Source organism: Patescibacteria group bacterium (assembly GCA_022563395.1).
Classification (GTDB): Bacteria; Patescibacteriota; Minisyncoccia; order Minisyncoccales; family UBA10102; genus 01-FULL-49-22b.
This window is the reverse complement of record JADFNM010000001.1, coordinates 349,916-362,421: the sequence shown is the minus strand read 5'-3', so window position 1 is coordinate 362,421 and position 12,506 is coordinate 349,916. Positions and strand designations below refer to the sequence as shown.

The following is a 12,506-nucleotide window of genomic DNA, read 5'->3' as shown; positions in this document are numbered from 1 at the left end:
GTTTTTGTAAAAGAGATATAAGAGATATAATGGAAGGGATATGAGAAAAGAGGAGGCAAAAGAAAGGATTGAGAAGCTAAAATCCCTCATTCAAAAGCATCGCTACCTCTACCACGTTAAAGATACGCAAGAGATCTCTGACGAGGCATTTGACGTTTTAAAGCATGAGTTGTTTGCTTTAGAGCAGCAATTCCCAGACCTTATCACCAAAGATTCCCCGACCCAGCGGGTGGGAGGGGAGCCCTTGGCGCAGTTTAGCAAGGTTTCCCATGCGGCGCCCATGCTCTCCATCGAAGACATTTTTAAGGAAGAAGAATTTGATTCGTGGGAAGAATACTTGGAGCGCTTGTCTCAAAAGAAAAGCTTGGAATACTTTGCCGAGGTTAAGATTGATGGCTTTGCCGTATCTTTGAGGTATAAAAAAGGTGTCTTTGTGCTGGGTGCTACCAGGGGGAACGGGTGGCTTGGGGAGAATGTGACCCAAAACCTTAAAACCATTCAAAGCATACCCTTGCGCCTGAGGACTGAAGGACACCTTAGTTTAGCCAAGGATATATCCTTGGCTAAACTAAGGACAGGAGAAATTGAGGTAAGGGGGGAGGTGTATATGGAAAAGCGGGATTTTGAGAAGTTTAACAAGCAAAGGAAGAAGGCTGGAGAAGAACCTTATGCTAATCCAAGAAACCTGGCTGCAGGCTCTATTCGCCAGCTTGATCCAAGGCTTGCTGCTGCTCGTCCATTAAAGTTCATGGCATATGACTTGGTTTCAGACATTGGACAGAAAACACATGAGCAAGACCACCAAATACTTTCTTTGTTAGGATTTCGAACCGACCCCACAGCAAGAGTATATAAGAACAAAAAAGAAGTTTTCTCTTATTGGAAAGTGATGGAAAAAAAGCGTGATTCCCTTCCTTTTCATATTGATGGAATAGTTGTAAGCGTAAATGATAACGCAGAATTTCAGGATCTTGGGGTCGCGGGAAAAAGCCCACGCGGAATCCGTGCCTTAAAGTTTGCAGGAAAGCAGGCAACCACCAAGATTGTAGATGTAAAATTTCAGGTTGGAAGAACGGGAGCCGTAACCCCGGTGGCGCAGCTTGAGCCTATTCAATTGACAGGAGTCACGGTTTCCCGCGCAACCCTTCACAACGCAGACGAGATTAAGCGTTTGCGGGTTAAAATCGGGGATACCGTGGTTGTACAGCGAGCCGGTGACGTTATCCCAACTGTGGTAAAGGCGCTCCCCGAGTTGAGAAATGGCTCAGAAAAGGTAATTCATATGCCTACTCGTTGCCCGGTATGCGGTGTCAGACTGGTACGTCCAAAAGGAGAGGCAATCTGGAGGTGCCCAAATAAGGGTTGTTTAGCCCAAAAGCGAGAGAATCTCTACCACTTTGCGTCAAAAAAGGCCTTTAACATTGTTGGTCTTGGCCCCAAGATCATTGATAAACTGGTAGAGGAGCACCTTTTGTCGGAACCTTCCGACATTTTTGAGCTTACCGAAGGTGACCTCATACCTCTTGAAAAGTTTGCGGAAAAGGCTGCGCAAAACACCGTATCGGCTATCAAAGATGCAAAAAAGGTGTTTCTGTCTCGGTTCCTGTATGCTTTGGGCATACGCCATGTTGGGGAGGAAACTGCCATAGCTTTGGCCAATTATTTTTTAAGTTTAAATAAGCTTAAAAATTCAAGCAAAGAAGAGCTTGAAAAGATTCCAGATGTTGGAAGTGTTGTAGCCCAAAGTATTGCAGATTGGTTCCATAACAAGGCAAATCAAGAGCTTCTTGAGAAACTCTTCAAGGTGGGGGTAAAGATTCAGAATCCTAAACCCAGCTTAAACAGCCAGGCAAGTTTAATATCGGGCAAGACCTTTGTTCTCACTGGAACCCTCTCTACTTTAACCAGAGACGAGACAAAAGAGAAAATACGCCAGCTTGGGGGCAATATTTCAGAGTCGGTTTCAAAGAATACCGATTATGTGGTGGTGGGTGCAAACCCGGGTTCTAAACTTAAGCAAGCCAAAAAATTGGGTATACAGACCCTTACTGAAAAAGAGTTCCTCCACCTCCTTAAAACCTAACTCTATGAAGCAGATGATTCTGCTTAAATGAGATTTAGGAGTTCCTAAATCTCATTTAAGCAACATGGGGGATTATACGCTGTGGATTGCGCCTCTTGGTGCTTTTTTATTTTCCTGCTAAAATATCCTTAGCCTATGCCAAAAAGAAAAGAACAGCTCACTGAGAAAATACGCCCCTACCATATTTTAGGAAAGGCGGTAGAGGGCAGGGAGATTTTTGCGGCCAAAGAGGATCGGGCCCGGTTTGTGTTTCAAATGTATGCTGCAAACATTGGAAAGCCCGTTATTAACCTGTACCGAAAAGACATTTTTCAGATATCAAACGCCATTTTGCAGGGTGAGCCGATCCCCAAGGGTTTTGTGCAAAATGAGCACGATCCCTTAGTGCACCTCTTTAGCTTTGCTCTTGGTAAAGACCGCTACCACTTAGGCATAGTCCCGGCAAAAAAAGAGGGAATCCCTTTATACATGCAAAAGCTTAACTTGGGCTTTGCTAAATACTACAACCTTAAAAACAAGAGAACCGGCACTTTATTTGAAGGGCGATTTAAAGCTGCCCCCATTGTAAACTCAAAGCAGCTGGCAAGCGTGGTGAAATACATTAATATAAAAAAGATACTTGACCACTACAGCCAAGACGCTCTTTTGCAGTATCCTTATTCAAGCTTTCCTGACCTTTTTGGAACCAGAACCTCTCATTTGCTTTCCCCAGAGGGCAGAGCAAATCTTTTAAAGATTCTGGGTGGGGAGTTCTTTGCTGATAGACAAGATTATACCTCGTATATAGAGGATTTACAGAATGAGGGAAGAAAACTGTTTTTTGACACTGCTTAAATGAGATTTAAGAGCTCTTAAATCTCATTTAAGCAACCAGTCAGTATTCCTAGTTTTAAACGTTTAATCTCTGGCATAATCTGTTTAAAACTAGGATAGCTGCACAATGTTTAAAAAGTAGGTTTTGTATCACCATTATATCCTAGTTTCAAACATATTTTGGGTGTGTTCCTAAACGAGATTTAGGGACTCCTAAATCTCGTTTAGGCAATCAATGTTATATGCGCAAATTTCTTACTCATCTTCGTAGTATTGACTGGAGTATTGCCGGAATCGCAATACTTTTATCCATTTTTGGACTCGTTTCTCTATATAGTTCCTCAATTGGGCTTGAAGATTTTGGCAACTTTCAAAAGCAGTTAATCTTTCTGTTCATGGGAATATTGCTTATGCTGGGCATCTCTTATTTTGATTGGCGGCTCTTGCGAAATGACCCCTATTTCCTCTTTATTTTATGGATTATAGGGGTTTTTGCCTTGATTGGACTCTTTGTTTTAGCCCCAGAAATACGCGGCGTGAAAAGCTGGTATAGGATTGGAAATATTTCAATTGATCCCATTGAATACGTGAAGATTGTACTCCTTGTGCTTATGGCAAAATACTTCTCATTAAGGCATATTGAAATGTACCGAATACGACATATATTGCTATCTGGAATCTATTTTGGCATACCCATACTTCTAATATTTCTTCAGCCAGACCTTGGCTCAGCTGTCTTGTTGGCCGTATTGTGGGTAGTTTTACTCCTAATTTCCGGTATTAAACTTCGTCACTTTGTTACTTTACTTATTATTGGTACTGTTTTGTTCTCATTTGGTTGGGGTGTTGTGCTTCATGATTACCAAAAAAGTAGGATAATCAGCTTTCTGGAGCCAGAACTGGATCCATTGGGTATTGGATGGAGCCAGGCTCAATCTAAGATTGCCATTGGCAGTGGGGGGATTTTGGGGCAGGGCATAGGCCAGGGAACCCAAACTCAGTATGGGTTTCTTTCAGAACCCCAAACTGACTTCATTTTTGCTGCCATCGCAGAAGAATTTGGGTTTTTAGGAGTGTTTTTGCTTGTAGTTTTGTTCTTACTCTTACTTTACAAGATGTTTAAAATTGGGTTAAGCGCTAAAAGCAACTTTCCACGCCTATTTGTGGCTGGATTTGCTACTCTTTTCATCCTTCAGTTCTTTGTGAATATAGGCATGAACCTGGGTCTACTGCCAATTATTGGTCTTCCCTTGCCTTTGGTGAGCTATGGAGGGTCTTCTCTGCTGGCTCTGTATGTGGGGTTGGGGATCCTTTTGAGCATCAAACGCCACTAGTCTGAATGTCTAGCTAAATCCCAATACCCAATGACCAAGTTTAGAAATTATCGTTTACCCGATAGGGTGAGTGGGGCTATATCGGTTATCCACATATCTTCTCTTGACGGAAGTTTTTGTTTCGCGGATAATGTAATAACATATTCAAGATGTTCTTTGTCACTGGCTTTAAACAGGCAGGAAAATAGAAAAGCCCCCGATAGTTTCTCCATGTTTGTCAAGACAACATTTTGTACACCTTTTTCCCCCAAGCTAGCCCACAGGTTATGCACAGAAAAGACACACAAATTGAATACCTTTCTTTGCAAAAGGCATCAGAACTCTGCAGCTATTCGCAAGAGTATTTAAGCTTGCGTGCTCGGCAGGGAAAACTGAAAGCGATAAAGCTGGGAAGAAACTGGGTTACTACCAAACACTGGCTTGATGAATATGTGGATAATGCTGACCTGTATCAAAATGGCAGGGATAAAAGCCCTAGGCAAAGCAGTTTGCCTGAACCCCCAGAAAATCTTCCAGCAGAACTATTTTCCGGAGAAGAGTTGACGGGCTCACCCCGTGATGAACACGGGGCGGGGGATGTTTATCACCCCCCGAGTCCGTTTGCTGCTTTTCGATTTGGTATTGCAGTAATAGCAATTGTGCTTCTCTTGTCTTTTGGAATGGCTTTTGGCAAGGACACCTGGTATGAGTTGGGCCGTGAACTTGCAGACAGTTTCCAGGACTTGGGCGATTGGCGTTGACCAGAGTGATGCCGGTAAGTTTAAGGTTTCTCTTTCCTCCACTCTTGGATATGTCGACCGTCTTACTGGTGATAACACCGGCGTGAAAGTAACGAGCGGGTATAGTGGGGGCGTTAGTCGGACTAAGTTTGGTGGAGATTGAGCAGGGAACTTTCTACTATAGATGCAGGAGCTACAGCAATAGATGATGTAGATCCCTCCTTCAGATAAATACTTCAGATAAACCAAGGTTGCTTAAACGAGATTTAAGCACACCGAGTATCCCCCAGATGGAATTTAGTTATCCACACCTAAACGAGATTTAAGCAATAGTAAAATTTTTGCGTGTGGGGTTATAATTAGAGATACTTCCTAAATCTCGTTTAAGCATAAGAAACGTTTAAGCATAAGAAAATGGCAAGAGTAAAATTTGAAAAAGGGAAAATTTATCATGTATACAATAGAGGCGTTGAAAAGCGTGAAATCTTTCTGAGCGATGGAGATCGCTAGAGATTTCTTCAGGGACTCTATCTTTTTAACGATGAGGGCGGTTCGCTCAATTTGCTGTATCGACTCGAGCAAGAAAAAGGCAAAATGCACTTTGGTATTTTACGCGACTACATGAAACAAGAGGGGGTAGAACGAAGACCCCTAGTGCGTATTATGGCCGATTGCTTAAAGCCAAACCATTTCCACCTTCTTTTAGAGGAGATACAAGAAGACGGCATTTCAAAATTTATGCAGAAACTTGGAGTGGGATATACAAAATATTTCAATACAAAATACGAACGAGTAGGTTCATTGTTCCAAGGTGTGTTTAAGGCAGTGATGGTAGACAGAGACACGCAGCTTCAGTATTTGCTTGTATATATAAATGTAATTAATCCCGGGCAGGAGATTGAGCCGATGTTGAAAGAACAGGGTACCCAGGATGTAGAGGGGATATTGAAATTTGCGAAAGAATATCCCTGGAGTACTCACCAAGAATACTTGGGGAAGCGGGATTCTATTATTGTGGAGAAAGGAATTGCAGAAGATTTGTTTTCCAGCCCAAAGCAATATCGTGACTTTGCGCGCGATATTCTTCTTGGAAAGAAGGGGCTGGGAGCGATGAATGAGCTGTTTTTAGAGTAATTTCATTAAGGAGATATACGAAGGAAGGAATATGATGACAATTCTAGAAAAAGTGAAGAGTGGTATGCTGGATGCATTATTTCCCGCAACCTGCATGGGTTGCGGGAAGGAAGGGAAATATATGTGTGCCAGGTGCGAGGGTTTTGTGGGTGAGGTTGCGTTGATTTGCCCGGCGTGCCAGCAGTCAAGCTTTGGAGGAGAGCGGCATCATGCCTGCAGAGCCATGTATGGGTTGGAGGGATTGGCAAGTGTGTGGGAATACGAAGGGCTCATGAAAAGTTTGCTGCATTATGTGAAGTATGCTGGCGTTACCCATGCTGTGGAGGAGACTACAAGGCACGCCTTTGAAACAATGATAAAAGACGAGAAGCGATTTGGGGCATTTCTCTCATTTTTGTTCTCAGAAAACGTTTTTGTAACATACGTGCCCATGTACAGAAAAAAGGAGAGGAAGCGCGGATTTAATCAAGCAGCAGTATTCGCAAGAGAGGTTGCAAAGTTGGCACAAAAAGAGGTGCGCGGGACGTTAGAAAAAATACAAGACACAAAGCCCCAGGTAGATCTTACCAAAGAAGAGCGGCTCCATAGCGTAAAGGGTACGTTTGAATTAATAGCCAGTCCTAGTGGAACTGGGATTGAGAGGGTGGTTTTGATAGATGACGTGTGGACCACGGGAGCCACAATGAAAGAGTGCTGCAGGGCTTTGAAAAAAGCAGGCGTAAAAGAAGTGTGGGGCTTTACTATAGCCCGCACCCCATAAAACTTAATGAAATTAAGGAATCCTTAATTTCATTAAGGAGGTATGCGAGTTTTAAAAACATGGGAGGTGTAATTGAAAAGGGAAATTCCAAGTATCCAAAGGTACTCAAAAGTATTGGGGATGCGCCAAAGCAGCTGTATTACAAGGGAAACTGGGACCCCGAGATTTTTGACAGGTGCTTAGCGGTGGTTGGGACGCGCAGAATGACAGGCTACGGAAGGCACATGACAGAACAGATTGTGGGAGAAGTGGCGGCGGCAGGAGTAACCATTGTTTCTGGGTTTATGTATGGCATTGATGCTGAGGCTCACAAGGCAGCGGTGAAGGCCGAAGGCAAAACCATTGCCGTGATGCCTTGCGGTATTGATGTGGTATATCCGGAGTACCAGGCAGATTTATATCAAGAAATTCTAGATACAGGAGGTTTGATAATCTCAGAGTACGAAGACACTCACCCTGCAATTTCTTGGACGTTTCCTAGACGGAACCGCATTGTTGCCGGGTTATCAAAAGCAACGCTTGTGGTGGAGGCAGGTGAGGACAGCGGTGCCTTAATTACCGCAAACCTTGCAAAAAAGTATGGAAGAAAGGTATTTGCCGTGCCAAATCCACTTACGAGTGCTGTTTCTCAAGGAGTGACGCAGCTTCTCAAAGAAGGTGCAACTTTGGTGAGTAGTGCACAAGATATTCTGCAGTATTATGGTTTGCCTAAACGAGATTTAGGAGCTCCTAAATCTCGTTTGGGCAAACCTCGCTTAGAAGAAGTAGAAGGAGAATTGGAACAAAAGATTGTTGAACAACTTAAAAAGGAGGCGATGGAGATTGACACACTTACCAGAAAGCTTGAGATACCGGCTGCACAGCTGGGGGCTGCAATTTCGATGCTGCAACTAAAAGGACATATTACAAAAGAGCAGGGCAAGTTTCATGTTATTTAAAGTACAATCTGCGGCAAATTCTGGTCTGGAGGCTCTCGGGGTTGATATTGAGGTGAGTGTTTCTAACAGAGGATTGCCGGGTTTTGACATTGTGGGGCTGCCAGACAAGGCGGTTCAAGAGAGCAAGGAAAGGGTGAGGGCTGCCATTGGCAATTCAAGAATTGAGTTTCCTCAAAGAAAGATTACGGTGAATTTGGCGCCAGCCGACATTCCCAAAGAAGGTTCTTTGTATGACCTGCCAATAGCTGTGGGTATTATGGCCTCAGTTCTGCAGTATGAGGTTCCCAAGGATAGTCTATTTTTAGGAGAACTTTCTTTAGATGGAAAACTGCGCCATACAAAAGGGGCTGTACTTATGGCACTTTTTGCAAAAGAGCACGGGCTCCAAAATGTTTTTGTGCCAGCAGAATCTGCAAACGAGGCCGCCATTATTCGAGGCGTAAACGTATACGGGATAGAAAGTCTTACCGAGATAGCTGCACTTCTTTTAGGGAAATCTTTTTTAAAGCCGGTTTCGTATGAAGAGAAAGAAGAGAATTTTAAGGAAGATATTGAGTTTGACATGGCAGAAATTCTTGGGCAGGAAACCGCAAAACGCGCCATTGAGATAGCTGCAGCGGGTGGCCACAATATATTAATGATAGGAAGCCCTGGTTCGGGGAAAACCATGCTGGCACGGGCCCTGCCAGGGATTCTGCCAAAATTGAACGAAGAAGAGTCTCTTGAGGTCACAAAAATCTATTCTATTGCGGGGTCTATTCCTCCCCGAGGATCGCTTATTACCACACGACCTTTTCGTTCTCCTCATCACAGCGTTTCTCAAGTTGGCTTAATTGGAGGTGGTCAAAAACCCCAGCCAGGCGAGGTAAGCTTGGCACATCGAGGAGTTTTATTCTTAGACGAGTTTAACGAGTTTCCCCGATCTGTATTGGAAGGACTTCGCCAGCCCGTGGAAGACGGCATGCTTACGATTTCACGATCTCGTGAGCGGGTAACCTACCCTTGCCGCTTTATGTTGGTGGCATCTTGCAATCCTTGCCCGTGCGGATACCTCAACCATCCCCAAAAGCCCTGTGTGTGTACTCCAAGAGAGGTAAAGAAATATAGAAAACGAGTTTCCGGGCCTCTTTTGGACCGCATTGATTTGCATGTTGAGGTGCCAGAGGTTGATGTGAAAGAGTTTGGTGATAATCAACGAGCTTTAAGCACTACAGAGGATTCAGGGAGTGTTCGTGAGCGCATCACAAAGGTAAGAAGACTGCAAGAAAGGAGATTCTTTAAAGAACCTATCTATGCCAACGCCGAGATGAAAAATACACATATTAAAAAATATGCCAACTTTACAAAAGAAGCAGAACAAGTGTTAGCAAGAGCAGCGCTTCAGTATCAGCTTTCGGCCAGATCATACATGAAAATGATAAAAATTGCTCGCAGTATAGCAGACCTGGCGGGAACAGAACAGATTGAGAAAGGTCATATGGCAGAAGCTTTGCAGTACCGTCCCAAGTCCTACGAAATCTATTAAGTTGAGTTTGCTTAAATCTCGTTTAGGTGTGGATAACTAAACGAGATTAAGACAAAGACTCATGGCAAAACACAATACTATAGGAAAGGAAGGGGAGGAGATTGCAAGAAAGTATTTAGAGAACAAGGGATATAAGATTATTGAACAAAATTACAGGACAAAGAGGGCAGAAATTGATATCATTGCCCACCTTCGCCGGGGCCTTTGCGGACGCAGCAAAAGTACCCTCGTATTCGTGGAAGTACGCACCAAACGCCGCGAGCATTATGGAACCCCAGAAGAAACTATTGATTATAAAAAACGCATGAGATTAAAGCGAAACGCGGCAGCATACATTCATCGAAAAAAACATAACGGCCCTTATCGTATAGATGCTATGTGCTTAGTGATAGATGAAAATGAAGGATTGCGGCGCATAGACCACTATGAGAATATTGTTGAAGACTAGGAAATTATGGGAGAGTTACTAGACTTCATTATCCCGTACATGTGGGGAGCTCTTTTCAACTAGGACGGCTGTTGTTATAATGTAGTTGAAGCGCAAGAGGCAATTTTGCAGTTTGAAAGGGTCTTTGAGTTAAACCCCGACAGCCAGGCAAGTTTTACAAAAGTTGCAAGGGTTGGGAAAGCAAGGTATAAATAACAATTAACTAGTTTCTTTATTTCATATCTATGATGCAGTCCATTTCAATATTAGATAAGGTCGCAAAAGGAAGTTTGTATGCAACGGTGTTCTTGCTGCCTTTGTGGTTTTTGCCCCTGACTCAAAATGTTCTTGTGTATCAAAAGCAGGCTTTGCTGGTGATGCTGGTATTTGTTGGTTTGGTTGCCTGGTTAGCTAAGGTAGTGAGCCAAGGAGAGATTCGTCTGAGGGTATCCTTTCTGTATATCCCCGTTGCCCTGTTGCTTCTCGGCATTGGCATTTCCACTTTGCTGTCCCGATGGGTCGCAGCTTCTTTCTGGGGCTGGCCTTTGAACTTAAGCGATAACTTCTTGACCTTTGCGGTCTTTGCTTTGTTCTCTTTTCTGGTTTTTCAGGTAGTTGAAGATCCAAAGCATCTCTTTCGTTTGCTGTTGACTCTACTGGTTTCTTCTGGCATTGCAGTCTTATATACCTTGCTGCAGGCCTACCAGCTGTATCTTCTTCCCTTTGACTTTGCAAAGATTGCAACCTTTAACACCTTGGGGAGTATGAATGGGGTTGCGATTTTTTCAGCAGTACTCTTGCCTTTGGCCCTGGTCCTGGCCTTTGCTTCAAACATGCTCTTGCGCTGGATTCTTTGGGCAGTGGCAGTCGTACTGTTTGTCTCGCTTGTGTTGCTAAACTTTCAGACAGCCTGGGTAGTCCTGACAGCCGGCCTCTTGGTGCTTTTAGCCTTTGGCATGTGGAACATGCGAAAGAAAGCTGAGTTTGGGTGGGTTTCCTTGCCCATGGCCTTAATTATTGTGGCCGTGTTCTTTATGGTATTTCAGGTGGCGCTTCCTCTAGCCCCAAGAACCTTGCCGCTTGAGGTTTCGCTAAACCAGGGGGCAACCTGGAACGTTGCAAAAAGCACGCTGCAGCAGCGAGCGCTCTTTGGTGGGGGACCCGGAACCTTTGTCTTGCAGTATACTCAGTACCGGCCAGCAGAATTGAACCAAACCGTGTTCTTTGGAACGCGATTTGCTTCGGGTGCCTCTGAGGTTCAAAACTGGCTGGTAACCAAGGGAGCCGTTGGCTTACTTTTACTATTGGCGCTGTTTGGAACGATAAAAGTTATGGGAGCAAAAGCATTAGTGCGTTTTGAAAAAGAAAACTTTGTGTGGATGCTGGGTCTGGGAACCTTTGCTTCTTTGGTTGCCCTTATTGTTTCTACATTCTTCTATCCTTCTTCTTTTATGCTGTGGTTTCTATTCTGGACCTTGCTTGGCGCCCTCGCCTTTACGGGAGCGGGAAAAGTTTTGCATTTTAGCGTTACCACCTATCCATTCCTTGCCCTGGGCTCCTCTTTTGTATTCTTGATTATTCTAATCTTTGGTCTCGGGCTTTTGTTTATCGGAGGACAAAAGTATGCGGCAGAAGCTCAGTACCTCAAGGGTGCAAGAGCATCTGTAACAGGAGACCTGGACGGCGCCATTAGCAAGATTCTGTCGGCAGCAAACCTTAATCCTGCGGTGGATTTGTACTGGCGAGATCTTTCCCAGCTCTACCTTACACGGGTGAACCAGATTGCAGTCAATCAGGAGCTTACGCAAGAAGAACGCCAGCAACAAACGCAGGTTGCAGTATCCAATGCGGTAGCAGCTGCGCGGGCTGCGACTAAGGTAGCTCCAGCAAACGTTGCAAACTGGAACGTACAGGGATTTGTGTACCGGAACCTTATTGGTATTCAGGGAGCAGAAGCCTTGGCACAGGAATCCTATCTTAAAGCAGCAGAACTGGAACCAACCTCTCCTTTCCCATGGACTGAGTTGGCGCGTTCTAAGGTTGTACAGGCCCAAACCCTTGCTCTTGGAGAAGCTGAGGCGACAAGAGCAAAAGTACTAGAGGAAGCCTTGGAGAATCTTACAAAGGCCTTGGAGTTAAAGAATGACTATGCCCCTGCCCACTTTTTGACTGCCGTAGTGTATGACCAGCAGGGAAAGTCGGACGAAGCCGTGGCAAAGCTGGAGGAAACAAAACTCATTGCCTCGCCCAACGACATTGGTTTGGCCTTTCAGCTGGGAGTCTTATACTGGCAGCGCAAAGAATTGGACAAAGCCCAATCTGAACTGGAGCGAGCAATTGTGATTAATCCTGATTACTCCAACGCACGATACATTTTGGGACTGGTGCATGATGCAAAAGGGGATAAAGGTGCAGCAAAGCTGGAGTTTTCTGAGGTGGAAAGATTGAACCCGAGCAATGAGGAGATAAAGAAGATTTTGGCAAACCTGGAGCAGGGGCTTCCGGCTCTTGAAGGCATTCAGGTTTCAGAGCCCCCCATCCAAGAAACCCCGCCTGAAATCCAAGAATAAACAATCCCTGAAGGGGAGCAATAGTCCCTGTTGAAAACCTGGGGAAAAGACCCCCTTGACAGGAAGGGTTGACATTTTTGGCAATACCTTGTAGTATATTTTCTAGTTAAATATTTTCAAAAATATCTCAACCTTGAATCCTTTCTTTATATAAGCAGTAAGCTATAGCAAGGCCCTTTTTTGCATGGGAAAAGGGACCTTTG

10 protein-coding genes are annotated in these 12,506 nt (G+C 44.3%); all 10 read left to right on the top strand.

Annotated features, from left to right (window positions below; genetic code table 11):
• The first annotated feature begins 40 nt into the window (after positions 1-40).
• The 10 genes from ligA to IH982_02010 all read left to right on the top strand — a co-directional run bounded on the left by ligA (position 41) and on the right by IH982_02010 (position 12,303).
• Positions 41-2,083 carry an NAD-dependent DNA ligase LigA gene (gene ligA, locus IH982_02055; GenBank protein ID MCH7828635.1) on the top strand — a complete coding sequence of 681 codons (2,043 nt, stop codon included), beginning with the start codon at positions 41-43 and terminating at the stop codon, positions 2,081-2,083.
• Between the two features lie 135 nt (positions 2,084-2,218).
• Complete coding sequence (locus tag IH982_02050) at positions 2,219-2,917, top strand: hypothetical protein (protein ID MCH7828634.1); 699 nt, start codon at positions 2,219-2,221, stop codon at positions 2,915-2,917.
• A 221-nt stretch (positions 2,918-3,138) separates the two neighbouring features.
• A complete protein-coding gene (locus IH982_02045) occupies positions 3,139-4,230 on the top strand; it encodes an FtsW/RodA/SpoVE family cell cycle protein (protein ID MCH7828633.1) in 1,092 nt (363 codons plus the stop codon).
• A gap of 266 nt (positions 4,231-4,496) precedes the next feature.
• Complete coding sequence (locus IH982_02040) at positions 4,497-4,970, top strand: hypothetical protein (protein ID MCH7828632.1); 474 nt, start codon at positions 4,497-4,499, stop codon at positions 4,968-4,970.
• A gap of 573 nt (positions 4,971-5,543) precedes the next feature.
• Complete coding sequence (locus tag IH982_02035; GenBank protein ID MCH7828631.1) at positions 5,544-6,083, top strand: transposase; 540 nt, start codon at positions 5,544-5,546, stop codon at positions 6,081-6,083.
• 31 nt (positions 6,084-6,114) lie between these two features.
• Complete coding sequence (locus tag IH982_02030; protein MCH7828630.1) at positions 6,115-6,843, top strand: ComF family protein; 729 nt, start codon at positions 6,115-6,117, stop codon at positions 6,841-6,843.
• Positions 6,813-7,781 (top strand): DNA-protecting protein DprA, encoded by a 969-nt coding sequence (gene dprA, locus IH982_02025; GenBank protein ID MCH7828629.1) that lies wholly within the window; start codon positions 6,813-6,815, stop codon positions 7,779-7,781. The genes IH982_02030 and dprA overlap by 31 nt, the downstream gene beginning before the upstream one ends.
• The gene (locus IH982_02020; GenBank protein MCH7828628.1) at positions 7,771-9,306 is read left to right on the top strand and encodes a YifB family Mg chelatase-like AAA ATPase; all 1,536 of its coding nucleotides are present in this window, start codon (positions 7,771-7,773) and stop codon (positions 9,304-9,306) included. Before dprA ends, IH982_02020 begins: the two co-directional genes overlap by 11 nt.
• Positions 9,307-9,367: 61 nt before the next feature.
• Positions 9,368-9,754, top strand: a complete 387-nt coding sequence (locus IH982_02015) for a YraN family protein (GenBank protein ID MCH7828627.1) — start codon at positions 9,368-9,370, stop codon at positions 9,752-9,754.
• Between the two features lie 224 nt (positions 9,755-9,978).
• Entirely contained in the window at positions 9,979-12,303 is a 2,325-nt protein-coding gene (locus tag IH982_02010; protein MCH7828626.1) for a tetratricopeptide repeat protein, read from the top strand.
• Positions 12,304-12,506: the final 203 nt, after the last annotated feature.

Bases quoted from the DNA above. Each gene is read 5' to 3' on its own strand.
- ligA (MCH7828635.1), top strand. From the start codon at position 41: ATGAGAAAAGAGGAGGCAAAAGAAAGGATTGAGAAGCTAAAATCCCTC.
- IH982_02050 (MCH7828634.1), top strand. From the start codon at position 2,219: ATGCCAAAAAGAAAAGAACAGCTCACTGAGAAAATACGCCCCTACCAT.
- IH982_02045 (MCH7828633.1), top strand. From the start codon at position 3,139: ATGCGCAAATTTCTTACTCATCTTCGTAGTATTGACTGGAGTATTGCC.
- IH982_02040 (MCH7828632.1), top strand. From the start codon at position 4,497: ATGCACAGAAAAGACACACAAATTGAATACCTTTCTTTGCAAAAGGCA.
- IH982_02035 (MCH7828631.1), top strand. From the start codon at position 5,544: ATGCACTTTGGTATTTTACGCGACTACATGAAACAAGAGGGGGTAGAA.
- IH982_02030 (MCH7828630.1), top strand. From the start codon at position 6,115: ATGATGACAATTCTAGAAAAAGTGAAGAGTGGTATGCTGGATGCATTA.
- IH982_02020 (MCH7828628.1), top strand. From the start codon at position 7,771: ATGTTATTTAAAGTACAATCTGCGGCAAATTCTGGTCTGGAGGCTCTC.
- IH982_02015 (MCH7828627.1), top strand. From the start codon at position 9,368: ATGGCAAAACACAATACTATAGGAAAGGAAGGGGAGGAGATTGCAAGA.
- IH982_02010 (MCH7828626.1), top strand. From the start codon at position 9,979: ATGATGCAGTCCATTTCAATATTAGATAAGGTCGCAAAAGGAAGTTTG.